Here is a 24,566-nt window from a genome sequence, read left to right on the forward strand (position 1 = left end):
CCACACAGGCGGCGCGCCGTTTTTTCATGCGCGCGGCGTGCGCACGAGCGCAGGCAAGCTCATCGCGGGACGCGCGATATCGATATCGGAATCGCTTCGTTGTCGGCCGCCGGCGAAGCTCTTATGCTGAGCGCGTAGTTCGTGTGACACCTCCTTGACTGGGATTCGCGCCCGCTGCGTGCAGCGGGCGTCTTTTTTTCCACGCACGCCATCGCGCCCGCCGCCTGCGAGCGTCATCACGAATCCGGCAGAGCAAAGCAGCATTTGTTGGTTCGGAATCGCCGCACGCGCTGATACGTTAGCGGCTTCGCGACGATACACGGCGTCGCGATGTTCCTCGAACCGGCCGCCGCGCGATCCGCGGCGGCCTTGATAACAAATCAGGTCGTGCTCATGAAAATCCACACTCTCGCCACGTGGCTCGTCGGGGCCGCGCTCGTCACGTCCGGCACGCTCGCGCACGCGGACCGCCTCGACGACATCCGCAAGGCCGGCGTGCTGCGCGTCGCGACTTTCGACAGCAATCCGCCGTTCGGTTACGTCGACGCCAAAAGCAATCGCATCGTCGGCCTCGACGTCGACTATGCGAAGGCGCTGGCCGACAAGCTCGGCGTGAAGCTGCAGCTGCAGCCGACCAATCCCGCGAACCGCATTCCGTTCCTGACGTCCGGCAAGGTCGATCTGGTGCTCGCGAACTTCACGATCACCGACGAGCGCGCGAAGCAGGTCGACTTCAGCATCCCGTATTTCTCGTCGGGCCAGCAGTTTCTCGCGAAGAAGGGCGTGCTCAAATCGGCCGACCAGTTGAACGGCCTGCGCGTCGGCGCCGACAAGGGCACGACCAACGAGATCACGCTGCGCGAGAAATTCCCGAAGGCGACGATCGTCGCGTACGACGACACGCCGTTCGCGTTCGCCGCCCTGCGCGCCGGCAACGTGCAGGCGATCACGCAGGACGGGCCGAAACTGATCGGCCTGCTCGCGAACGTGCCCGACAAGCAGAACTACGAGATCCCGGCGTTTACGATCTCGAACGACTACATGGGCGTCGGCGTGCCGAAGCGCGAGACGCGCCTGCTCGGCTTCGTCAACGACACGCTGAAGGGCCTCGAGGCGAATGGCCGCGCGGGGCAGATCTACGACGCGTGGTTCGGGCCGACGACGAAGACGCCGCTCACGCGCATCTTCCGCATCGGCGACAAGACCTGAGCCGCGGGCCACGTGTGCCGCGTTTCGCCGCCGGCCGCGCCGGTGCGCACGGAGCGCGGCGCTTTCCGTTTCTTTTCGATCGCGCGCTTCGCGCACGCACCACCGCATGCTCGGCCTGGCTCCCAAATATCTGTCCTGGCTCTGGCAGGGCTTCCTGCTGACGCTCGGCCTCGCGGCCGCAGCGGCGCTCGCCGCGACCGCGGGCGGGCTGCTGCTCGCCGTCATGCGACATGCACGCGGCACGGTGCCGCGCATGCTGGCTTCCGGTTACGTCGTTGCGTTGCGCAACACGCCGTTGCTCGTGCAACTGTTGTTCTGGTATTTCGGCGTCGCGTCGTTGCTGCCCGATACGTGGGTCGCATGGCTGAACGCGCGCCATCAACTGAGCGCGGGCTTCGTCACGCTCGCGTGGCCGTCGTTCGAGTTCGTCGCGGGCTGGTTCGGGTTGAGCGCGTACACGGCCGCGTTCGTCGCCGAGGAATGCGAAGCCGGACTGCGCGGCGTGCGCCGCGCGCAGCATGAGGCGGCCGCGGCGCTCGGCCTCACGCCGATGCAGTCGCTGCGCTACGTCGTGCTGCCGCAGGCCGTGCGCATCGCGCTGCCGCCGTTGTTCGGCCAATACATGAATCTCGTGAAGAACTCGTCGCTCGCGATGGCGATCGGCGTCGCCGAGCTGTCGTATGCGTCGCGGCAGGTCGAGACGGAGACGTTCAGGACCTTCGCCGCGTTCGGTGTCGCGACCGTGCTGTACATCGTCGCGGTGGCGGCGATCGAGGCCGCCGCATACGCGGCCGCGCAATGGCGCGACCGGCTCGGTGCGGGGCGCTGACGATGGACATCTCGCTGCTGCTCGACAACCTGCCGTACCTGCTCGTCGGCGCGTTCCCGGACGGCCCGCTCGGCGGCGCCGCGCTGTCGCTCGTGCTCGCGATCGCATCGGCGCTCGCGTCCGCCGTGCTGGGCGTCGCGCTTGGCGTCGCGATGGCGCTCGCGCGCGGCCCGCTGCGCGTGCTGCTGCTCGCGTTCATCGGCTTCTTCCGCGCGATTCCGGTGCTGATGCTGATCTTCTGGACGTATTTCCTGATGCCGATGCTGCTGCACGTGGACGTGCCGGGGCTTGCGACGGTCGTGTGCGCGCTGGCGCTGATCGGCGGCGCGTATCTCGCGCATGCGGTGCACGCGGGTATCGTCGCGGCCGGCGACGGGCAGTGGCAGGCAGGGTTGTCGCTCGGGCTCACGCGCTGGCAGACGGTGCGCTACGTGCTGTTGCCGCAGGCGATCCGGATCATGACGCCGTCGTTCGTCAACCAGTGGGTCGCGCTCGTGAAGGACACGTCGCTCGCGTATATCGTCGGCGTGCCGGAGCTGTCTTTCGTCGCGACGCAGGTGAACAACCGGCTGATGGTGTATCCGGCGCCGATCTTCCTGTTCGTCGCGGCGATCTATCTCGTGCTGTGCACGTCGCTCGACGGCGCGGCGCGCTGGCTGCTGTCGCGTCGCCCGCGTGCGGAGCGCGTGGCGCAGGCGGCCGAGCGCACGGAGCCGGCGCGGTAACGGCGGGCCGCGTGCGATGCATGCGGCGCGTTGCCGGTGATGAAGAGTGTGCGCCCGCGCCAGCGGCGGCGGGCGCCTCGGTGCGTCGGCGTCAGGACGCGCTGTAGTGCGTGTCGAAGACCGCGCGCAGCGTCGACGGACCGGTCGCGAAGTCGCCCCACAACGGGCCGTCGGTTTGCGCGAATGCGAATGGCGCCGTGCTGATCGACGCGAGGCGGAAGCGCCATTGCGCCGCTTCCTGGCGGAACGCGGTGAGCTGCATGTCGGACAGCCCCGTCTGCGCGCTTGCGAGCGTGACGAGCGGATCGACCGGATCGTTCGCGACGCGCACCTCGAAGTGCAGGTGCGGGCCGGTGGCGGCGCCGGTCATCCCGACCGAGCCGAGGCGCTGGCCCTGCTTCACGGTTTCGCCGGTCTTGAGCCCGTGCGCGAAGGCGGACAAATGCGCGTAGTAGGTCGAATAGCCGTCTGCATGATCGACGATCACGTAGCGGCCATAGCCGCCCGGATCGGTGCCGACGAACGACACGACGCCGTCGGCCGCCGCATTGACGGGCGTGCCGGACGGCGCGGCGAGGTCGACGCCGGTGTGGAACGCCATCGCCTGCGACAGCGGGTGGATGCGCTCGCCGAAGAACGAGCTGATGCGTGTCCACTTGACGGGCATCGTGAATGCGGCCGCTTCGAGCGGTGCGCCGTCGAGCGTGTAGTACGCACCGTGGTCGGCGCCCGGCGCGCGGAACCAGATCGCGCCGAACGTGCGGCCCGCGACGCGCAGTTCGAGCGCAGTGATGTGCGGCGTGCCGTTGTTGGTGTCGTAAGCGAGGCGATAGTAGTCGCCGCGCTGTGCGCTGGCGCGCATCGCGACCTTGCCGCTGACGAGATCGCCGAGTTGGATGCGCACCTCGGGCGGCACGTCGAGACGGTTCAGCGTGTCGGAGAGCGTGAGTTCGATGTCGCCCGCGCGCATCCCGTGCTGCTGTTCGGGCGGCGCGAACTGGAACAGGCTCGTATAGCCGAGCATGTCGTTGCGATGGGCGCTGAGCGGCGCGAACAGGCCCGGCTGCACGCTGCGCTCGCCGTGTTCGTCGAGTGCGTTGCGCTCGCCGATCGTGCGCGCGAGCTCGCTCGTCACGAAATGCTGCGCGGTGGGAAACGGCGTGTCGGACAGCACGCGCTGCGGCAGCGCGGCCGTGCCGGAATCGACGGCGCCCGGCAGTTGCGAGACGGCCGGTAGCGCGGCGGCGAGACCGAAGGCGGCGAGGGCGCCGAGCACGGCGGCCGGCACGAGCGCGCGCACGAGGCGCTGCGCGCGGCCGGGCGCGAAAGCATCAGGGGTTGCGGCAGGCTTGACCAAGGGTGTCCACATCCAGAAAAGCGGTTCAAAGAGGTGTGGGCGGGAGCCATCGGCGGCATGTCCGTCGGGTGACGACGGGGCGGACGACGGGCGTGCAACAAAACAGGCCCCGCCAGGGGCCTGTGTCGTTTCCGTTCGACCCAACTTGCGGGCAGGCCCGCTTCGAACGGCGGCGTGAGCTTTCCGGGTCGCACCCGGATTATCACGAAGACGCTAAAGAAAGATGACAGCGTCAGTCTACCGATGTTCCGCGAAACGTTAAAAATTTTAAAGAGGGTCGGCTCACTCGTTTCGCAGTGCGGTAAATCGGGTTAAATCAGCATTTATTGCGCCGCTTTTCGTCAGACAGGCAATTTTTGCGCACGCATGCGCAGCGCGGCGGACGTGCGCACTGCGTCGAAGCCGGCGTCGAGCATCGCTTCCGCGTCGTTCCACAGATTGCCGCGCAACCGGTTGGTCCAGATCATCGACGCGAACACGCCTTCGAGCAGCGACACGAGATAGACGGCCGCGAGATGCACGTCGAGATCGGCGGCGAGTTCGCCGGCCGCGATCGCACGGCGCAGCAGCGCCTTGGTGATACGCAGCATCTGCAGCTCGAGCAGCATGCGGCGCCGCTGCAGCGCGCCGTTCTCCTCGCTCTGTTCGCACTTCGTATAGAGGATCACGAGCACGCGCTGCATCGCGCCCGGCTCGCCGCATTGCCGCAGATAGTGCGACGCCGCGCGGCGCAGCGTGGCGAACGCGGGCAGGCCGTCGACCGCGTCGAAACCTTCGGACGTGCGCGCGAACGCGCGGTCGCACATCGCGAGACACACTTCCATCTTGTTGCGGTAGTGGCCGTACACGGCGCCCCGCGACATGCCGGCGGCCTCGGCGAGGTCCGCCATCGCGGTTTGCGCGACGCCTTTTTCGAGCAGGACGAGCTCGGCGGCATCGAGGATCCGGTGCTTGATGGCAAGAGATTCTTCCCGGGTCTTGCGGGCCATGTCGTGAATTTCCTTACAGTTCGCTGTCGTTTTATTGAGACAGTGTGGCGGCCGGATTGAAACGGCCTGTATTTAATCAGTCGTGACTGATTATAATCGGCCACCCTGAGCCGCCGCATTGTATCGGCGGCGAACGATCCGAGGTCATACATGAACAACAAACGCTCCCTGGGGCGCCGCCTTCGGCTGGCGCCGTTCGCGCTCGCGGCCATGCTGCTCGTGGGCGGATGCGGAAAGGATGAACAGGGCAACGCGCCGGAGGCCGTTCAACGCGCGACCGTCGTGACGGTACGTCCGACGGCCGTGCCGATGACCGTCGAATTGCCCGGCCGGCTCGATGCGTATCGGCAAGCGGAAGTGCGTGCGCGGGTCGCGGGCATCGTTACGGCGCGCACCTACGAAGAAGGCCAGGAAGTGAAGCAGGGCGCGGTGCTGTTCCGCATCGACCCGGCACCGCTGAAGGCCGCACGCGACGCCGCGCAGGGTGCGCTCGCGAAGGCGCAGGCCGCCGCGCTCGCGGCGAGCGACAAGCGTCGCCGGTACGACGACCTGGTGCGCGATCGCGCGGTCAGCGAGCGCGATCACACGGAGGCCGTTGCCGACGACGCGCAGGCGAAGGCCGCCGTCGCTTCGGCGAAGGCCGAACTCGCCCGCGCGCAGTTGCAGCTCGACTACGCGACCGTCACCGCGCCGATTTCGGGCCGCGCACGGCGCGCGCTCGTCACCGAGGGCGCGCTCGTCGGCCAGGACCAGGCCACGCCGCTCACGACCGTCGAGCAGCTCGATCCGATCTACGTGAATTTCTCGCAGCCGGCGGCCGACGTCGATGCATTGCGCCGCGCGGTGAAGAGCGGCCGCGCGACGGGCATCGCGCAGCACGACGTCGCGGTGACGCTGCTGCGTGCCGACGGGACCGCGTATCCGCTCAAGGGCAAGCTGCTGTTCACCGATCTCGCGGTCGACCCGACCACCGATACCGTCGCGATGCGCGCGCTGTTCCCGAATCCGGAGCGCGAACTGCTGCCGGGCGCGTACGTGCGGATCGCGCTCGACGCGGCCGTCGATCAGCGCGCGATCCTCGTGCCGCGCGATGCGTTGCTGCGCACGGCCGAGCGCACGTCGGTGCGCGTAGTCGACGCGAACGGCAAGGTGAAGGACGTCGAGGTCGTCGCCGACCGGATGAGCGGACGCGACTGGCGCATCACGCGCGGCCTCGCCGGCGGCGAGCGCGTGATCGTCGAGAACGCCGCGCAGTTCGCGCCCGATAGCGCCGTCAAGCCCGTCGAGCAGTCGACGCCGACGAAGGCCGCGTCGCAGGCGGCCGCCCGTCAAACCTGACCGGTTCACATAGACCAACATGGCACGTTTCTTCATCGATCGCCCCGTCTTCGCGTGGGTGATCGCACTCTTCATCATGCTCGGCGGCGCGTTCGCGATACGCGCGCTGCCCGTCGCGCAGTATCCGGACATCGCGCCGCCCGTCGTCAGCATTTATGCGACGTACCCGGGCGCATCCGCGCAGGTCGTCGAGGAATCGGTGACCGCGCTGATCGAGCGCGAGATGAACGGCGCCCCGGGGCTGCTGTATACGTCCGCGACGAGCAGCGCCGGCGCGGCGTCGCTGTACCTGACGTTCAAGCAGGGCGTCAACGCCGATCTCGCGGCCGTCGAAGTGCAGAACCGGCTGAAGACGGTCGAGGCGCGGCTCCCCGAGCCGGTGCGGCGTGACGGCATCCAGGTCGAGAAGGCCGCCGACAACATCCAGCTCGTCGTGTCGCTGACGTCGGACGACGGCCGGATGACCGACGTGCAGCTCGGCGAATACGCATCGGCGAACGTCGTGCAGGCGCTGCGCCGCGTCGACGGCGTCGGCCGCGTGCAGTTCTGGGGCGCCGAATACGCGATGCGGATCTGGCCCGACCCGGTGAAGATGGCCGGGCACGGCCTCACCGCGTCGGACATCTCGTCGGCCGTGCGCGCGCACAACGCGCGCGTGACGGTCGGCGACATCGGGCGCAGCGCGGTGCCGGACACCGCGCCGATCGCCGCGACGGTGTTCGCCGACGCGCCGCTGAAGACGCCGGCCGACTTCGGCGCGATCGCGCTGCGCACGCTGCCGGACGGCTCCGCGCTGACGCTGCGCGATGTCGCGCGCATCGAATTCGGCGGCAACGACTACAACTATCCGTCGTACGTGAACGGCAAGGTCGCGACCGGGATGGGCATCAAGCTCGCGCCGGGCTCGAACGCGGTGGCCACCGAGAAGCGCGTGCGCGCGACGATGGACGCACTGTCCGCATACTTCCCGCCCGGCGTGAAATACCAGATCCCGTACGAGACGTCGTCGTTCGTGCGCGTGTCGATGAACAAGGTCGTCACGACGCTGATCGAGGCCGGCGTGCTGGTATTCCTCGTGATGTTCCTGTTCATGCAGAACCTGCGCGCGACGCTGATCCCGACGCTCGTCGTGCCGGTCGCGCTCGCGGGCACCTTCGGCGTGATGTATGCGGCCGGCTTCTCGATCAACGTGCTGACGATGTTCGGCATGGTGCTTGCGATCGGCATTCTGGTCGACGATGCGATCGTCGTCGTCGAGAACGTCGAGCGGCTGATGGTCGAGGAGGGGCTCGGCCCGTACGACGCGACCGTGAAGGCGATGAAGCAGATCAGCGGCGCGATCGTCGGCATCACGGTCGTGCTCACGTCGGTGTTCGTGCCGATGGCGTTCTTCGGCGGCGCGGTGGGCAACATCTACCGGCAGTTCGCGCTCGCGCTCGCGGTGTCGATCGGCTTCTCCGCGTTTCTCGCGCTGTCGCTCACGCCCGCGCTGTGCGCGACGCTGCTCAAGCCGGTGGCGGGCGACCATCACGAGAAGCGCGGCTTCTTCGGCTGGTTCAACCGCTTCGTCGCACGCGCGACGCAGCGTTACGCGACGCGCGTCGGCGCGATGCTGAAGAAGCCGGTGCGCTGGCTCGTCGTGTACGGCGCGCTGAGCGCGGCGGCCGCGCTGATGCTCACGCAACTGCCGACTGCGTTCCTGCCCGACGAGGACCAGGGCAACTTCATGGTGATGGTGATCCGGCCACAGGGCACGCCGCTCGCGGAAACGATGCAGAGCGTGCGCGAGGTCGAGTCGTACATTCGTCATGACGAGCCGGCCGCGTACACGTTCGCGCTCGGCGGCTTCAACCTGTACGGCGAAGGGCCGAACGGCGGGATGATCTTCGTCACGCTGAAGAACTGGAAGGAACGCAAGGCCGCGCGCGATCACGTGCAGGCGATCGTCGCGCGCATCAACGAGCGCTTCGCGGGTGCCGCGAATACCACGGTGTTCGCGATGAACTCGCCGGCGCTGCCCGATCTCGGCTCGACGAGCGGCTTCGACTTCCGGCTGCAGAACCGCAGCGGGCTCGACTACGCGGCGTTCAGCGCCGCGCGCGAGCAACTGCTCGCGGCGGGCGGCAAGGACCCGGCGCTCACCGACCTGATGTTCGCCGGCACGCAGGACGCGCCGCAACTGAAGCTCGACATCGATCGCGCGAAGGCGTCGGCGCTCGGGGTGTCGATGGACGAGATCAACACGACGCTCGCGGTGATGTTCGGCTCCGACTACATCGGAGACTTCATGCACGGCACGCAGGTGCGCCGCGTGATCGTGCAGGCCGACGGGCTGCACCGGCTCGATCCGGACGACGTGAAGAAGCTGCGCGTGCGCAACGCGCGCGGCGAGATGGTGCCGCTCGCGGCGTTCGCGACGTTGCACTGGACGCTCGGGCCGCCGCAGCTCACGCGCTACAACGGCTACCCGTCGTTCACGATCAACGGCTCGGCCGCGCCGGGGCACAGCAGCGGCGAGGCGATGGCCGCGATCGAGCGGCTCGCCGCGAAGCTGCCGGCCGGCATCGGTCATGCATGGTCGGGGCAGTCGTTCGAGGAGCGGCTGTCGGGCTCGCAGGCGCCGATGCTGTTCGCGCTGTCGGTGCTCGTCGTGTTCCTCGCGCTGGCGGCGCTGTACGAGAGCTGGTCGATCCCGTTCGCGGTGATGCTGGTCGTGCCGCTCGGCGTGATCGGCGCGGTGCTCGGCGTCACGCTACGCGCGATGCCGAACGACATCTATTTCAAGGTGGGACTGATCGCGACGATCGGGTTGTCCGCGAAGAACGCGATCCTGATCGTCGAAGTCGCGAAGGATCTGGTCGCGCAGCGCATGTCGCTCGTCGACGCCGCGCTCGAGGCCGCGCGCCTGCGGCTGAGGCCGATCGTGATGACGTCGCTCGCGTTCGGCGTCGGCGTGCTGCCGCTCGCGTTCGCTTCGGGCGCCGCGTCCGGCGCGCAGATGGCGATCGGCACCGGCGTGCTCGGCGGCGTGATCACGGCGACGGTGCTCGCGGTGTTCCTCGTCCCGCTGTTTTTCGTGATCGTCGGCCGCCTGTTCGACGTCGGCCCGCGCCGGCGCGGCGGCGCGCAGCCGGCCACGATGGAGGGTTCTCAATGACGTTTCATCTGAAAGCGTGCGCACCGCCGCAGGCCCGGCTCGCGCTGGCCGCCGCGCTCGCGTTCGTGCTTGCCGGATGCTCGCTCGCACCGCGCTACGAGCGGCCGGCGGCGCCGGTGCCAGCCAGTTACACATCGGTCGACGGCGATACGCGGCAGGCCGTCGAGACAGCCGCGTCCGCGCCCGCCGATGCGGCGCTGCTCGACGACTGGCGCGCGTATTTCACCGATCCGGGCCTGCAGGCGTGGATCGACGCCGCGCTCGCGAACAACCGCGACCTGCGGATCGCGGCCGGCCGGCTCGACGAAGCGCGCGCGCTGTACGGCGTGCAGCGCGCGGACCTGATGCCGTCGGTCGACGCGAATCTCGGCTACGAGCGTACGCGCCAGTACGACCCGGTCGTGCGCGAGAGCGCCGTGAGCGGGTTGTATCGTGCGGGCGTGGGCATCAGTGCATACGAGCTCGACCTGTTCGGCCGCGTGCGCAACCTGTCCGATGCAGCGCTCGCCGAGTATTTCGCGACGGCCGACGCGCAGCGCACGGTGCGCATCGGCGTGATCGCCGAAGTCGCGGGCGCATACGTTTCCGAGCGGTCGTTGCGCGAGCAACTGGCGCTGGCGCAGCGCACGCTCGATGCGCGCGAGCGCATCGCCGCGCTCACGCAGCGCCGCTACGCGGCCGGCACGAGCGACGCGATCGAGTTGCGCTCGGCCGAGATGCTGGTTGCGTCCGCGCGTGCGTCGCAGGCCGCGCTGCAGCGCGAACACGCGCAGTCGGTGCGCGCGCTGCAATTGCTCGCCGGCGACTTTGCACGCACCGTGCCGGCCGACGGCACCGCGTTCGACACGCTCGCGATCGCGCCGGTGGCGCCCGGCGCGCCGAGCGAGCTGCTCGAACGGCGGCCCGACATCCGGCAGGCCGAGTCGCGGCTCAAGGCCGCGAACGCGCAGATCGGCGCCGCGCGCGCGGCGTTCTTTCCGCGCATCGCGCTGACGACCGACTACGGTTCGGTCAGCGATGCGTTCTCGAGCCTGTTCGCGGGCGGCACGAGCGTGTGGACGTTCGCGCCGCGCATCACGCTGCCAATTTTCGCGGGCGGCCGCAATCGCGCGAATCTCGACGTCGCGAACGCACGCAAGCACATCGCGGTCGCCGAGTACGAGAAGGCGGTGCAGACCGCATTCCGCGAAGTGGCCGATGCGTTCGCCGCGCGCGACTGGATCGATCGCCAGCTCGCCGCGCAGCAGGACGTCCATGCGGCCGACGGCGCGCGGCTGAAGCTCGCCGAGCGCCGCTATGCGGGCGGTGTCGCGACGTATCTCGAACTGCTCGATGCGCAGCGCAGCACGTACGAGTCGGGGCAGGAGCTGATCCGGCTCAAGGAACGCAGGCTCGCGAACGCGATTGCGCTGTATCGCGCATTGGGCGGCGGGTGGGCGCCTGCATCGGCCGAGGCGTCGGCCGTGTGATGCGCTGGCCGTGCCGCGTGGCGATGGCGCACGGCGAGGCGCCGTCGCTTGCGGTCGGCATCGGTACCGTCGCGCATCGACGGCGATTGGCGACGCGTCCATTCGCGCGTCGTCGTCCGAGTTCTTCCCCTGGCTGTCGAGCTTGAAGGGCACCCTTCGCTCGACACGCATCCCGGCTCCGGCTCGGGCCGGACTTCCTTCTTTTCGATTCCATCCAGTGCGCCGAAACGCCGCGTATGCATCGTCGCGAACGTGCGCCGGATGAAGTCGCGGCACGCGGAATTTAATCCGCGATTGACGGTTCGATTAATTCTGGTATCGCGAATAATGCGGGCGACAAAATGTCGCGGCGAAACGTTTGTGATGATTGCGCAATCGTTTGCGCGAGAAATTTCATCCGGAGAAAATCGCTCGTTAATTTCCTGTCAGTTGAAGATCGGTGATCGTTTTCGTTGCGATCGGACAACGATGGCGGTATTGGACAGAATTTTGTCTTTTCCTGGTGGTTATATCGGAAAACCTTGCGCAGAAAGGAAAAGCGGCGTCGTGGAAATTCATAAAAGGAAACCTCTTTAGTTTTCAAGCGGTTCCGGAGAATTAAAAAGGACTTCGTATAAAAATTTCCGTATTGAGAATTCCAACGAAAGAGTGCGTCTGAAAGTGCGTAAAAATGAGATTGTCATTGGTGATTTAACAATGCTTTACAGAATTCTTTCACTCGTATCTCGATAATGCCGCCTCGTGACGGACGGGAGCCAACCACATGCTGCCTTTTGTATCCGCCACGTCGTCCATTCCCTTTGCAATTCACACGGAAACGTCATGAAAAAATCCCTCCTGACCGCTGTCGCACTCGCAGCCCTGTCCACCTCGGCTTTCGCAGACGGCACCGGCACGATCAACTTCACGGGCGAGATCGTCGCAGGCGCATGCGGCATCGATTCGGGCTCGGTCAACCAGACCGTGAACCTCGGCAAGGTGCCGACCCACACGTTCAAGCAGGCCGGCGACAAGTCCACGCCGACCAACTTCGACATCAAGCTGACCGACTGCGACACGAGCATCGCGCAGAACGCGTACTTCACGTTCACGGGCACGTCGAGCGCCGGCCAGCCGAAGCTGCTCGCCACGATCGGCTCGGCCACCAACGTCGGCATCCGCCTGCAGTCAGCGTCGGGTGAATACCTCGACAACGGCGCGGAGCAAAAGGCGCCGACCGTGCTGCAGAACGGCACGAACATCGCACGCTTCGCGGCCATGTACGAAGCGACGGCAGCCGGCGTGACGCCGGGTACCGCCGACGGCGTCGCGAACTTCACGGTTCGCTACCAGTAAGCGTCCGTGCCGGAGAAGGGGTGTGCGCACCCTTTCTCCATCCTCGCTTCATTTCCCGTTTCTTCTTCCCTGGACTTCCGGTAGCACCGCGTGCGAATCAGACATTCCTTCCTTTGCGTCTCCGTGCTGGTGGTCGGCAGCCAGAGCCATGCGACGGAATTCAATTCGTCGTTTCTCGACATCGACGGCACGAACAACGTCGACCTGTCGCAGTTCTCTCAGGCCGACTTCACGCTGCCCGGCGAATACATGCTCGACGTGCAGGTCAACGACCTGTTCTACGGGCTGCAGGCGATCCGGTTCATCGCGCTCGACGGGTCCGGCACCGGCAAGCCGTGCCTGCCGCCGGAACTCGTCGCCCAGTTCGGATTGAAGCCGTCGCTCGCGAAGGATCTGCCGCGCTTCGAGGGCGGACGGTGCGTCGATCTCGGTGCGATCGAAGGGGCGACCGTGCGTTACCTGAAGAGCGACGGACGGCTCAAGATCACGATTCCGCAGGCCGCGCTCGAGTTCACCGATTCGACCTACCTGCCGCCGGCGCGCTGGTCGGAAGGCATTCCGGGCGCGATGCTCGACTATCGCGTGATCGCGAATACGAACCGCAGCTTCGGCTCGGGCGGCGCACAGACGAATTCGATCCAGGCCTACGGCACGATCGGCGCGAACTGGGATGCATGGCGCTTTCGCGGCGACTACCAGGCGCAGTCGAACGTGGGCAACACGGCGTACGCGGACCGGACGTTCCGCTTCAGCCGGCTCTATGCATTTCGCGCGCTGCCGTCGATCCAGTCGACGGTGACGTTCGGCGACGACTACCTGAGCTCGGACATCTTCGACACGTTCGCGCTGACCGGTGCGTCGATCCGCAGCGACGACCGCATGCTGCCGCCTTCGCTGCGCGGCTATGCGCCGCTGATCTCGGGCGTCGCGCGCACCAATGCGACCGTGACTGTGTCGCAGGCGGGCCGCGTGCTGTACGTGACGCGCGTGTCGCCGGGCGCGTTCGCGCTGCAGAACATCAACACGAGCGTGCAGGGCACGCTCGACGTCGCGGTCGAGGAAGAGGACGGCAGCGTGCAGCGCTTCCAGGTGACGACGGCCGCCGTGCCGTTCCTCGCGCGCACCGGACAACTGCGCTACAAGGCCGCCGTCGGCAAGCCGCGACAGTTCGGCGGCGCGGGCATCACGCCGTTCTTCGGCTTCGGCGAAGCCGCCTATGGCCTGCCGCTCGACATCACGGTGTACGGCGGCTTCATCGCGGCATCGGGCTATACGTCGATTGCGCTCGGCGTCGGCCGCGATTTCGGCACGTTCGGCGCGGTGTCGGCCGACGTCACGCACGCACGGGCGCGGCTGTGGTGGAACGGCGCGACGCGCAACGGCAACTCGTACCGCATCAACTATTCGAAGCACTTCGACGGGCTCGATGCGGACGTGCGCTTCTTCGGCTATCGCTTCTCTGAGCGCGATTACACCAACTTCGCGCAGTTCTCCGGCGACCCGACCGCGTACGGCCTCGCCAACAGCAAGCAGCGCTACTCGGCGACCCTGTCGAAGCGTTTCGGCGACACGTCGACCTATTTCTCGTACGACCAGACGACCTACTGGGCGCGCTCTTCCGAGCAGCGCGTGGGCCTTACGCTGACGCGCGCGTTCTCGGTCGGCGCGCTGCGCAACCTGAACGTCAGCGTGTCGGCCTTCCGCACGCAAAGCGCGGGCGCGAGCGGCAATCAGCTTTCGGTGACCGCGACGCTGCCGATCGGCGGCCGCCACACCGTCACGTCGAACCTGACGACGGGCAGCGGCAGCACGAGCGTGAACGCGGGATACATCTACGACGATCCGGACGGCCGCACCTACCAGGTCAATGCAGGCGCGACCGACGGCCGCGCGGCGGCGAACGCGAGCTTCCGCCAGCGCACGTCGACGTATCAGCTGACCGCGCAGGCGTCGACGCTCGCCAACGCGTATGCGGCCGCGTCGCTCGAGGTGGACGGCTCGTTCGTCGCGACGCGCTATGGCGTGTCCGCGCACGCGAACGGCAACGCCGGCGATACGCGCCTGCTGGTATCGACCGACGGCGTGCCCGACGTGCCGCTGTCCGGCACGCTCACGCATACCGACTCGCGCGGCTATGCGGTGCTCGACGGGATCTCGCCGTACAACGTGTACGACGCGACCGTCAACGTCGAGAAGCTGCCGCTCGAAGTGCAGGTGACGAATCCGATCCAGCGCATGGTGCTCACCGACGGTGCGATCGGTTTCGCGAAGTTTTCCGCCGCGCGCGGCAGCAACCTGTACCTGACGTTGACCGACACGGCCGGCAAGCCGCTGCCGTTCGGCGCGTCGGTGCAGGACGCGGCCAACGGCAAGGAGCTCGGTATCGTCGGCGAGGGCGGGGCGGCGTTCCTGACCCAGGTTCAGCCGAAATCCGCGCTCGCGGTTCGCGCGGGCGAACGCACGCTGTGCACGGTGGACGCACTGCCCAACCAGCTTCAACTCGAAGGCACGCCGATTCCGGTGACGTGCCAGACGCCCGGCGAGTCGCACGCAGCGGCCGCGCGGGCCGAACGATGATTTCACGGATCCAGCGATGACTACTGCTTTCTCTCATTCCTTCCCGCGACGCGCATCGTGCGCGCTGGCCGCGGCCGGCGTGCTGCTCGCCGGTGCCGCGCATGCGGCGATCGTGCCCGACCGCACGCGCGTGATCTTCAACGAAGGCGAACAGGCCGCGATCGTCACCATCACGAACAAGAGCACGACGTATCCGTATCTCGTGCAGTCGTGGCTGGAGGACACGAAGGGCAACAGGGTGACGACGCCGCTGATGGTCGTGCCGCCGCTGCAGCGCGTGGAGGCGAACGAGCGCAACGTGCTGCGGATCGCGAAGCTGCCGGGCACGGCGCTGCCGGCCGATCGCGAATCGGTGTTCTACCTGAACATCCGCGAAGTGCCGCCGAAATCCGATACGCCGAACACGTTGCAGATCGCGCTGCATACGCAGATGAAGCTGTTTTACCGGCCGAAGGCCGTGCAGCCGGCGCGCGACGAGGACTGGACGCTGCCGATGACGCTGCGCGTCGACGCGGGGGCGCACAAGCTCGTGTTCGACAATCCGACGCCGTATCACGTGACGGTGGTCGAGGTGACGGCAGGCGCGCAGAAGACGCCGGTGCCGATTGAGCCGGTGATGGTGAGCCCGATGAGCACGGCCGACGTGCCGTTCAAGGCTGCGACACCGTCGACGCTGTTCGTCACGCACATCGACGATTACGGCGGCCAGGTGGCGGTCGAGTACGCATGCGAAGCCGGTGCGTGCAAGAGCGTGAAGAAATGAGCGGCGTGCGACGCAATGCCATCGCGGCGCGGCTGCCTGCGTGGCTCCGGTGGAGCATGTTCGCGCTGTTCGTCGCACTGGCGCAGCCGGCGTGGGCGCTCAAATGCATCGCGGACAACGGCGGAATGTCGTTGACCGAAGCAATCGGCAACGTCGCGTCGTATCCGACCGACGCACCGGACGGTTACGTGATCTGGGTGTCGCCCCCGCGCACGACGACCGGCTATTGCTACAAGGATATCGGCGGGCTGCAGAACTTCCCCGAACAGATCTATTTCTACGCGAACCCGGAGCGGCAGAATCCGGCCGCGTGGGGTCTTGAAATCGGCATTCGCTTCGAGGGCACCGACTACTACGGGCGCAGCAGCCAGCCGGGCAATGGCATCGGTACGCATCGCTACGTGCAGATCTGCGAGATGAGCGACCGCCAGGTCAATGCCGGGATGTGTCCGAAATGGCCGATCAGCATTACGTATCAAGTCGTCGTTCGCAAGAAGGGCACGTGGGTGCGGCCACCGTCGGACATCTACGCGGTGTTCCAGTTCGACGGCGAGCGCGGCCTGAACAGCAAGGGAAGTTTCCGCTACAAGCTGAGCGGCCTGCAGAACCTGAAGCCGACGCCGTGCATGGTCGACGTGAAGGTCACGCCGGAGCCGGGCATCGTGAAATTCGGCCAGGTTCAGGCGACGGGGAACGGCTTCTCGCCGGCGGTGCCGCGCAAGTCGTTCAGTCTCGCGCTGACCAAGCAGTGCAGCGTGCCGGTACGCGTGGACGGTTACTTCGAGACATCGCAGACCGTGCAGAACGGGCTGCTCGTGCCGGACGCGAAGAGCAATTTCGGGATCGGCATCGAGGACAGAAACGGCACGGCCATCCCGTTCAACCAGCAGTTCGTGCTTGCGCAGATGCCCGGTAACGTGAACTACCAGAGCGTGATGCTCGACGCGGTGCTGAAGGCGTTCGGGCCGCCGAAGACGGGGCCGTTCAACGGCACGGCGACGATCCGGTTGTTCATCTACTGACGCGGTCGGCCGCGCATTGGCCGCACGCATCCGATGAAACGAGCGCCGGCATGCCGGCGCTCGTTTTCAGACGCGCGGCGCGGTGCTCAACGCACCCAGCGGCACACCTTGTGGTGATGATGCTCGAAGTGGCACACGCGGTGCGGATGCGCTTCGGCAATGGCCGGCACGAGCACGGCGGCGGCAACGGCGGCGGCGGTCAGCGTTTTCAGTAGCGTCTTCATATCGAGGTCCTGTCGTTCGATTGCGGTTCACGGGAAGGAGCGTTTACCACTGCGGTCGCCGGTCGTCCGGGCGATCGTCGCGCCGGTCGTCCCGGCGGTCGTCATAACCGCCGGAATGCCGGGCTTCCCAGTCGCGGCGCTCCCAGTAGCGATGTCCGTCCCAGTAGCGATCGCCATGCCAGCCGACCGTGATTTCAGCCGGGCCGGGGTAGGCCACGCAGCCCGTCAGCATCGCGCTCGACAGCGCGCCCACCATGACGGCGGATAACACGATGGATTTCATGTTGTTCTCCCTTGGAAACGGCAGCGGCCATCGTACGAGCCCCCAAAATTTCATGCGGTAAGAAGTTGCTACCGCAAATAACGGCCGCTCGCGTGTCGGCATGCTGGCGAAGGGCGGCGTCGGCGAAATGCAAGCCGGGCACGCTCGGCGGATTCGCCCGTCGATCGATACAACGGCGCCCCAGCCGTGCCGTGTCGCACGCTTGCGCCACATCCGCAAAGCGTCCGGCTCGACGCCGAACCGCCGTCACCGTGCCATCCGTCGCCGATCCGATCCATTGATCAGACAAATCCTGACGATCCGAAGGGTCATCTCGTAATCAGATTGAGAATGATTTGCGTTTACGTTAAATTGCGCTATCTCGAAATCTGACGGAGCAGATCGATGGCTATGGCGGAAGTGCTCGAACGGCCGGCGGCGGCAACGGCAAACCCGTTCCTCGGCAAGGTTCCGGATCGGCCGTCGCGCCCCGCGCCGCGTGTGCGCCGTGCCGCGGAGCCGCATGCGCAGGGCGCGCTGCTCGACGTGCTGGTTTCCCATCGCGCGATGCTCGTCAACGTCGCGCGCGGCTTCGTCGGCTGTGCGAGCCGGGCCGAGGACGTCGTGCACGACGTGTTCGTGAAACTCGTCGAATTCCCGAACCAGGACGCGGTGCGTCAGCCGATCGCGTACGTGACGCGGATGGTGCGCAATGCATCGATCGACGCATGCCGCCGGCAAAGCCTCGAGAACGTTTATCACACGGAAGAGGACGACGGCCTCGACGTGCCGTCGCCGGAGCCCACGCCGGAGGCCGCGCTGATGACGCGCGACACGTTGCGCCGCGTGTGGGCCGCGCTCGACGACCTGCCGGCGCGCAGCCGCGCGGCGTTCGAGATGGTGCGGCTGCGCGAGGAGACGCTGCAGACGGCGGCGCGCGCGCTGAACGTGTCGCAAACCCTCGTGCATTTCATGGTGCGCGACGCGCAGCGGCACTGCGCGGAGTGTCTCGACGCTTGCCATCGCGGCGACGCATGCCCGGCGTTCCTCGGCGGCCGCGCGCGGCGGCGGTAAAAAATCGCGCCGGCCAATCGTCTTCAACACGGAAGCGGCCGATTCGACACTCCGCCGCTTCGCTTCCTTCAACCGCCTCCCGATTTTCCGATTCGATCATGACGCAAGCCACGACGCCTTCCGCCGACATCGACGACCTCGTCTACACGGTCGTCATCAACGACGAAGAACAGTATTCGATCTGGCCGACGTTCCGGCCCGTGCCGGCCGGCTGGCGCGAAGTCGGCGTGCGCGGCCCGAAGGCCGACTGCCTTGCGCACATCGAGACCGTCTGGACCGACATGCGCCCGGCGAGCCTGCGCCGCGCGATGGACGGCGACCGCGCGACGCGCGCGTCGTGACCCGCTGCGCCGCGTGCGCGGCGCGCGCCACCTGAAGAGGACGTTGCATGACCCTGCTTTCGTTGCCGACGCTCGACGATCTGCGTATCGAGCCGGGGCTGCCCACCGTCGTGTCGCCGCGCGGCGCCGACGGCATGTCGATCGACGAGATCGCGCCGCTCGCGCATGCGATCGCGGCCGACACGCTCGAACGGGCGGGCGGTGTGCTGTTTACGGGCTTTCACGTGCCGTCGATCGACGCGTTCCAGCGGTTCGCGGCGTCGTTCGGAGATCCGCTGATCGGCTATGAATATGCGTCGACGCCGCGCAGCCAGGTCGAAGGCGCCGTCTACACGTCGACCGAATACCCGCCGCACCGTGCGATTCCGCTGCACAACGAGCAGTCGTACACGCGCGAGTGGCCGTTGCGGATCTGGTTCCATTGCGCGCTCGCGGCGCCGAAGGGCGGCGCGACGCCGATCGCGGACAGCCGCGCCGTGTATCGCGCGCTCGATCCGGCGCTGGTCGCACGCTTCGAGCAGCGCGAGCTGCTGTACGTGCGCAACTTCGGCCAGGGGCTCGACTTGCCGTGGCAGCAGTCGTTCGGCACGGACGAGCCGGCGGAGGTCGAGCGGATGTGCGCGGCACGCGGCATCGAATGCGCATGGCGCACCGGCGACGACGGCGAGCTGCTGTTGCGCACGCGCGAACGCTGCCAGGCCGTGGCGCGCCATCCGCGCACGGGGGAGCGCGTGTGGTTCAACCAGGCGAACCTGTTTCATCTGTCCGCGCTCGACGAAGACATGCAGGAAGCGCTCGTCGACGCGGTCGGGCTCGAGAACGTGCCGCGCAACGTGTACTACGGCGACGGCGAGCCGCTCGAGGCGGACGCGCTCGCGGAAATCCGCGGCGTGCTCGACCGCCAGCGCATCGTGTTTCCGTGGCGGACGGGCGACGTGCTGATGCTCGACAACATGCTGAGCGCGCATGCACGCGACCCGTTCGAAGGGCCGCGCAAGGTGGTCGTCGCGATGGCGCAGAGCCATACGGTTGCGCGCGCAACCGAACGGAGGGCCGATGGCGCGTAGTATCGCCGCGCTTGCCGCGCGCGGATTGACGGTGGATTATCGCGACCATGTCGTGATCGACGGGCTGGACCTGTCGATCGCGGCCGGCCGCGTCACCGCGCTGTGCGGCCCGAACGGCTGCGGCAAGAGCACGCTGCTGCGCACGCTCGCGGGCCTGCAGCCGGCGCGCGCGGGCCATGTCGACGTGAACGGCAAGCCGCTCGCGTCGTTTCGCCGTCGCGCGCTCGCGCGCGAGCTGACGATGCTCGCGCAGTTCAACCAGATTCCGTCGGGGCTCACCGTGCGCGAGCTCGTCGCGTATGGGCGCTATGCGTATGGCGGGTTCCTGCGCGGGCTGTCGCGCGCCGACCATGCGGCGATCGACGAGGCACTCGACACGAGCGGTCTCGCGGGCGACGCCGAGCGCGACGTCGGCGCGCTGTCCGGCGGCGAGCGGCAGCGCGCGTGGATCGCGATGGCGCTTGCGCAGCAGGCGCCGATCGTGCTGCTCGACGAGCCGACGACCTATCTCGACATTCATCACCAGCTCGACATCCTCGATGCGCTGCGCGCGCTGAACCGCGCACGCGGGCTGACGATCGTGTGGGTCCTGCACGACCTGAACCAGGCGGCGGCGTACAGCGACGACATCGTTCTGATGCGTGCCGGCCGCCTCGTCGCGCAAGGCTCGCCCGACGCGATGCTGGAGCCGGCGCGGCTGCGTGCGGCGTTCGGCGTCGACATGCTGAAGCTCGCGCATCCGCAGACGGGCGCGCCGATGTGCGTGCCGGCGTACGGGCCGCCGGCATCCGGCACGGCGGTCGCGTTCGATCGCGCGGTTCATCGGGATATCGCCGTATGACGACGTTCGCGATGCGCAAGCGGCTTGCGGCAAGCGGGCAGCGCGCGGCATCCGGCCGCCGTGCCGGCGCGCTCGCGCTCGGCCTCGTCGTGCTGATCGTGTTGCTGGCGGTGCTGCGCATCGCGCCGGACTTGCACGCATGGTGGAACGCGGCGCCCGGCAGCGACGCTGCCGCGCTGGCGGGCGTGTTCCTGTTCGACCTCCAGCTGCCGCGCGTCGCGGCCGCGCTGGTCGCCGGCGGCTGCCTCGGCGTCGCGGGCGCGTTGTTCCAGTCGCTCACGCGCAACCCGCTCGCATCGCCCGATCTGCTCGGCGTGACGGGCGGCGCCCAGCTTGGCCTGCTCGCGGCGATGCTGGTGCCGGCGCTCGCCGGAGTCGCGTCGGTGCCGCTGCTGTTCGTGTGCGGGCTCGCGGCCGCCGCGTGCGCGATCGTCGCGGCCGGCGGCTGGCGCGCGACGCCGCTGCGGCTGGTGCTCGCCGGCAGCGTCTGCATGCTGCTGTTCGCGGCACTGTCGACGCTCGTGCTCGCGTTCTTCGAGCAGAACATCGCGGGCGCCGCGTTGTGGACCAACGGAAGTCTCTATCAGCCGGGCGCGACCGGGCTCGCGCTCGCCGCGCGCTGGCTCGTCTTGCCGCTGCTGGCATTGCCGTTCGTGATCCGGCCGCTGAACCCGCTCGCGCTCGGCGACGAGGCGGCGGCCGCCGCAGGCGTGCGCGTCGACGCGTCGCGGCTCGCCGCGACGATCGTCGCGGTCGCGTTCACGAGCGTGGCCGTCAGCATCGCCGGCCCGCTGTCGTACGTCGGGCTCGTCGCGCCGAACCTGCTGCGCCAGGTGCGCGGCGCACGCGCGGCCCGGCTCGGCGTGCTGGTGCCGCTGTCGGCGCTGGCGGGCGGTGCACTCGTGCTCGTCACCGACAGCGCGGTGCTCGCGTCGGGCCTCGATGCGACATTGTCGACCGGCGTCGCGATCGCGCTCGTCGGCACGCCGCTGATGCTCGCGATGATCCGGCGCGGCGCCGCATGGTCGGGCGTGCTGCACGCGCAGGCCGAGCGCGCGGCCGGCAGCGGCTCGACGCGGGTGGTCGCCTGGCTCGAGCAGCTCGGCTGGCCGTTGCGCGCGGCGCTGTTCGTCGCGGCCGGCGTCCTCGTCGTGTTCGCCGGCGTGTCGGCCGGCCCGGAGTGGGTGTCGCCGGCACGCTGGTCCGCCGCGCTGTCCGGTCACGATGACGTCGCACGGATGCTGATCGACCTGCGCATGCCGCGGCTGCTGTGCGCGCTTCTCGCGGGTGCGCTGCTGGCCGTGAGCGGCGTCGCGATGCAGAGCGTCGTGCGCAACCCGCTCGCGGGCCCCGAAGTGCTCGGCGTCACGCAGGGCGCGGGGCTCGTTACGCTGTTTGCGCTGTCGACGTGGCCGCTGATGGGGCACGCGACGCTCGCCGTGTCCGCGTTGACCGGCGGCACGCTGTCGCTCGCGATCACGCTCGCGCTGAATCACCGGCACCGTTACGCACCGCTCGCGGTCGCGCTGACCGGCATCGTGATCGGCGCGCTGTGGACCACGCTCGCGCAATGGCTGATCACGCAGGAAAGCGTGCAGCCCGCGCGCTTCGTCGTGTGGCTCGTCGGCGGCACCTACGGCCGCAGCTGGGGCGAGGTGTCGATGCTGCTGCCGTGGTGCGTGCTGGCGATTCCTGTATTCGCATGGCTTGCCCGGCCGCTCGACATGCTCGCGCTCGGCGACGACCAGGCGGCCGCGCTCGGCCTGCCGGTCGCCGCGCTGCGCCCGCTCGCGCTGACGATCGCGACGCTCGCCGCGTGCGCGGCCGTCGCGGCGGTTGGGCCGGTCGGCTTCATCGGACTGATGGCGCCGCACGTCGCGACGATGCTCGGCGCGCGCCGGCATCGCACGCGGCTGTGGCTGGCGGCCGCATGCGGCGCGCTGATTCTCGGATGCGCCGACCTCGCGGCCCGCACGGTCGTCGCGCCGCGCGAAGTGCCGGCCGGCGTGTTGACCGCGCTGATCGGCGCGCCGTATCTGCTCGGGCTGCTGGTTCTCGAGGGGCGCCGCGCCCGGCGCGCGGGGCGATGACGCAGGTGCTCGACGGTGCACGCGCCACGCGCTTCTCCGCGTTCGCGCCCGAGCCGTTCGCCGAGCATCTCGACACGGTGTGGCTCGGCATGCCCGACGATGCGCTCGCGCCGGGCCGGATCGTCGTGCCGGTCGACGCGCTGCCCGATCATCGCGATGCGCTGCTCGATGCGATGGTCCGCCACTACGGCGGCGATCCGGCGCTGCATGCGCGTGCGCTGATGTCGCAATGGAGCAAGTATTACTTCGGCCGTGCAGTGCCCGCCGGCGTGGTCGCCGCGCTGACGCTCGGCCGGCCGCTCGACATGGCGCCTGGCCGCACGTTCGTCGCACTCGACGACGGGATGCCGGCCGCGCTGTATGTCGCGCCGGACGCGCTCGGCGAACCGTGCGACGCACCCGCACCGCGCTATGCCGGGTTGCTCGCGCATCTTGGCGCGGTGATCGAGCTGCTCGCGGCGATGGGCCGCGTTACGCCGCGCGTGCTGTGGAGCAACGCGGGCAACCTGCTCGACCATCTGTTCGGCACGTACCGCTCGCTGCCGTGCGCGGCCGACTCCGCGCGCGATGCCGAGTGGCTGTTCGGTGCGTGTCGCGTCGAAGGCGAGCCGAATCCGCTGCGTCTGCCGGTGCGCGACGCGGTACCGCGTTCGCCGCTGCTGCCGACGCCGTTTCGCGCGCGCCGCGTGTGCTGCCTGCGCTATGAAATTCCTGGAGAAACGCAACTGTGTGGAAGCTGCCCGCTGCTATTGACGATGGACGACGCGGCGCTGGCCGAGCAGGACGCGATCCGGTGACGGGGAGGCCGCACGCCGGCCGCCGCCAGGCGCTCGGCGCACTGGCCGCGCTCGGCGCCGCATGCTGCGGTGCGCTGGCTGCGCCGTCCGCCGCGGTCGCGGATGTCGCGGATGTCGCGGATGTCGCGCGCGGCGGGCAGGGCGGCACGTCGCCGCAAGCGGGCCGCTCGCTTGCCGGCAACCCTGTCGTCTCGCAGGCGAGTGCGACGATGCCCGTGCGGCCGCAACGCGTGGTCGCGCTCGACTTCATGTTCGCCGAAAGCGCGATCGCGCTCGACATCGTGCCGGTCGGCATGGCCGATACCGCGTTCTATCCGGGCTGGCTCGGCTACGAAAGCGAGCGGCTCGCGCACGTGACCGACGTCGGCTCGCGTCAGGAGCCGGGGCTCGAGGCGATCGCCGCGGTGAAGCCCGACCTCATCATCGGCGTGGGTTTCCGGCATGCGCCGATCTTTGCCGCGCTCGACCGGATCGCGCCGACGATCCTGTTCCAGTTCAGCCCGAACGTGTCGGAAGACGGCGTGCCCGTCACGCAGCTCGACTGGATGCGGCAGATCTTCCGGACGATCGGTGCGGTGACCGGCCGCGATGCGCGTGCGAAGGCGATCGAAGGGACGCTCGACGCAGGGATCGCGCGCAATGCGGCGCGGCTCGCGGCCGCCGGCCGTCGCGGCGAACGCATCGCACTCCTTCAGGATCTCGGGCTGCCCGATCGCTACTGGGCCTATACGGGCAACAGCACGTCCGCGGGCCTCGCGCGCGCGCTCGGGCTCGACCCGTGGCCGAAGAAGCCGACGCGGGAAGGCACGCTTTACGTGACGTCCGCCGACCTGCTCCGGCAACGCGATCTCGCCGTGCTGTTCGTCACCGCGACGGGGATGGACGTGCCGCTGTCGTCGAAACTCGACTCGCCGGTGTGGCGTTTCGTGCCCGCGCTGCGGGAGCGCAGGATCGCGCTCGTCGAACGGAACATCTGGGGGTTCGGCGGGCCGATGTCGGCGTTGAAGCTGGCCGACGTGATGACCGATACGCTGCTCGCGCTGCCGACCGTGCGCTGAACGAGCGGATCGTCGTTCGGGTGCAGGGAAACGCGCGTCGCA

The 24,566-nt window shown here is 68.3% G+C and carries 22 protein-coding genes; 17 read left to right on the plus strand and 5 right to left on the minus strand.

Translation table 11 applies throughout. The features are described from left to right. Window positions 1–24 precede the first annotated feature (24 nt). Window positions 25–405, minus strand: a complete 381-nt coding sequence (locus HW466_RS09025) for a hypothetical protein (RefSeq protein ID WP_151006145.1) — start codon at window positions 403–405, stop codon at window positions 25–27. Here HW466_RS09025 and HW466_RS09030 point away from each other — a divergent pair. From HW466_RS09030 to HW466_RS09040, 3 genes are all read left to right on the plus strand, one after another. Further along, window positions 394–1,209: an ABC transporter substrate-binding protein gene (locus HW466_RS09030; protein WP_151006146.1), complete on the plus strand. Its 816-nt coding sequence runs from the start codon at window positions 394–396 to the stop codon at window positions 1,207–1,209. The two genes, HW466_RS09025 and HW466_RS09030, sit on opposite strands and share 12 nt — an antisense overlap. A 106-nt stretch (window positions 1,210–1,315) precedes the next feature. Continuing rightward, window positions 1,316–2,038 carry an amino acid ABC transporter permease gene (locus HW466_RS09035; RefSeq protein WP_059848685.1) on the plus strand — a complete coding sequence of 241 codons (723 nt, stop codon included), beginning with the start codon at window positions 1,316–1,318 and terminating at the stop codon, window positions 2,036–2,038. Window positions 2,039–2,040: 2 nt separating this feature from the next. After that, window positions 2,041–2,763: an amino acid ABC transporter permease gene (locus tag HW466_RS09040; protein WP_059790700.1), complete on the plus strand. Its 723-nt coding sequence runs from the start codon at window positions 2,041–2,043 to the stop codon at window positions 2,761–2,763. Between the two features lie 91 nt (window positions 2,764–2,854). Here HW466_RS09040 and HW466_RS09045 read toward each other — a convergent pair whose 3' ends face one another. Then, window positions 2,855–4,120: a M23 family metallopeptidase gene (locus tag HW466_RS09045; RefSeq protein WP_230943544.1), complete on the minus strand. Its 1,266-nt coding sequence runs from the start codon at window positions 4,118–4,120 to the stop codon at window positions 2,855–2,857. Between the two features lie 341 nt (window positions 4,121–4,461). Beyond that, complete coding sequence (locus HW466_RS09050; protein WP_059544608.1) at window positions 4,462–5,109, minus strand: TetR family transcriptional regulator; 648 nt, start codon at window positions 5,107–5,109, stop codon at window positions 4,462–4,464. Window positions 5,110–5,259: 150 nt separating this feature from the next. Between HW466_RS09050 and HW466_RS09055 the strand changes: the two genes are divergently transcribed. The 7 genes from HW466_RS09055 to HW466_RS09085 all read left to right on the plus strand — a co-directional run bounded on the left by HW466_RS09055 (window position 5,260) and on the right by HW466_RS09085 (window position 16,770). Beyond that, complete coding sequence (locus HW466_RS09055; protein ID WP_174905429.1) at window positions 5,260–6,447, plus strand: MexX/AxyX family multidrug efflux RND transporter periplasmic adaptor subunit; 1,188 nt, start codon at window positions 5,260–5,262, stop codon at window positions 6,445–6,447. A gap of 19 nt (window positions 6,448–6,466) precedes the next feature. Then, window positions 6,467–9,604 (plus strand): multidrug efflux RND transporter permease subunit, encoded by a 3,138-nt coding sequence (locus HW466_RS09060; protein WP_174905428.1) that lies wholly within the window; start codon window positions 6,467–6,469, stop codon window positions 9,602–9,604. Then, on the plus strand, window positions 9,601–11,073 hold the full coding sequence (locus HW466_RS09065) for an efflux transporter outer membrane subunit (protein ID WP_174905427.1): 1,473 nt from the start codon (window positions 9,601–9,603) through the stop codon (window positions 11,071–11,073). The genes HW466_RS09060 and HW466_RS09065 overlap by 4 nt, the downstream gene beginning before the upstream one ends. A gap of 822 nt (window positions 11,074–11,895) precedes the next feature. After that, entirely contained in the window at window positions 11,896–12,408 is a 513-nt protein-coding gene (locus HW466_RS09070) for a fimbrial protein (protein WP_059449659.1), read from the plus strand. Window positions 12,409–12,498: 90 nt separating this feature from the next. Continuing rightward, complete coding sequence (locus HW466_RS09075) at window positions 12,499–14,985, plus strand: fimbria/pilus outer membrane usher protein (RefSeq protein ID WP_462101152.1); 2,487 nt, start codon at window positions 12,499–12,501, stop codon at window positions 14,983–14,985. A gap of 16 nt (window positions 14,986–15,001) precedes the next feature. Beyond that, the gene (locus HW466_RS09080) at window positions 15,002–15,748 is read left to right on the plus strand and encodes a fimbrial biogenesis chaperone (protein WP_151005553.1); all 747 of its coding nucleotides are present in this window, start codon (window positions 15,002–15,004) and stop codon (window positions 15,746–15,748) included. Next, a complete protein-coding gene (locus HW466_RS09085; protein ID WP_059501974.1) occupies window positions 15,745–16,770 on the plus strand; it encodes a fimbrial protein in 1,026 nt (341 codons plus the stop codon). Before HW466_RS09080 ends, HW466_RS09085 begins: the two co-directional genes overlap by 4 nt. A gap of 86 nt (window positions 16,771–16,856) precedes the next feature. Here the strand turns inward: HW466_RS09085 and HW466_RS09090 are convergent, their stop codons facing one another. Both HW466_RS09090 and HW466_RS09095 read right to left on the minus strand, forming a co-directional pair. Beyond that, window positions 16,857–16,994 (minus strand): HHHH-motif protein, encoded by a 138-nt coding sequence (locus HW466_RS09090; protein WP_014897078.1) that lies wholly within the window; start codon window positions 16,992–16,994, stop codon window positions 16,857–16,859. Between the two features lie 43 nt (window positions 16,995–17,037). After that, window positions 17,038–17,277, minus strand: coding sequence for a hypothetical protein (locus tag HW466_RS09095; RefSeq protein ID WP_059501976.1), 240 nt, complete (start codon window positions 17,275–17,277; stop codon window positions 17,038–17,040). 384 nt (window positions 17,278–17,661) lie between these two features. Here HW466_RS09095 and HW466_RS09100 point away from each other — a divergent pair, with 384 nt between their 5' ends. From HW466_RS09100 to HW466_RS09130, 7 genes are all read left to right on the plus strand, one after another. Beyond that, window positions 17,662–18,330 (plus strand): RNA polymerase factor sigma-70, encoded by a 669-nt coding sequence (locus HW466_RS09100; RefSeq protein ID WP_060347556.1) that lies wholly within the window; start codon window positions 17,662–17,664, stop codon window positions 18,328–18,330. A gap of 98 nt (window positions 18,331–18,428) precedes the next feature. Further along, on the plus strand, window positions 18,429–18,671 hold the full coding sequence (locus HW466_RS09105; protein WP_059449665.1) for an MbtH family protein: 243 nt from the start codon (window positions 18,429–18,431) through the stop codon (window positions 18,669–18,671). Window positions 18,672–18,718: 47 nt separating this feature from the next. Then, window positions 18,719–19,738 (plus strand): TauD/TfdA family dioxygenase, encoded by a 1,020-nt coding sequence (locus HW466_RS09110; RefSeq protein ID WP_059790686.1) that lies wholly within the window; start codon window positions 18,719–18,721, stop codon window positions 19,736–19,738. Further along, window positions 19,728–20,579, plus strand: coding sequence for an ABC transporter ATP-binding protein (locus HW466_RS09115; protein ID WP_174905426.1), 852 nt, complete (start codon window positions 19,728–19,730; stop codon window positions 20,577–20,579). Before HW466_RS09110 ends, HW466_RS09115 begins: the two co-directional genes overlap by 11 nt. After that, entirely contained in the window at window positions 20,576–22,669 is a 2,094-nt protein-coding gene (fhuB, locus tag HW466_RS09120) for a Fe(3+)-hydroxamate ABC transporter permease FhuB (protein WP_174905425.1), read from the plus strand. Before HW466_RS09115 ends, fhuB begins: the two co-directional genes overlap by 4 nt. Beyond that, the gene (gene fhuF, locus HW466_RS09125) at window positions 22,666–23,466 is read left to right on the plus strand and encodes a siderophore-iron reductase FhuF (protein WP_151007277.1); all 801 of its coding nucleotides are present in this window, start codon (window positions 22,666–22,668) and stop codon (window positions 23,464–23,466) included. The genes fhuB and fhuF overlap by 4 nt, the downstream gene beginning before the upstream one ends. After that, window positions 23,463–24,524: an ABC transporter substrate-binding protein gene (locus tag HW466_RS09130; protein ID WP_174905424.1), complete on the plus strand. Its 1,062-nt coding sequence runs from the start codon at window positions 23,463–23,465 to the stop codon at window positions 24,522–24,524. The genes fhuF and HW466_RS09130 overlap by 4 nt, the downstream gene beginning before the upstream one ends. Window positions 24,525–24,566 lie beyond the last annotated feature (42 nt).

Source organism: Burkholderia territorii (assembly GCF_902833055.1).
Taxonomy (GTDB): Bacteria; Pseudomonadota; Gammaproteobacteria; order Burkholderiales; family Burkholderiaceae; genus Burkholderia; species Burkholderia territorii.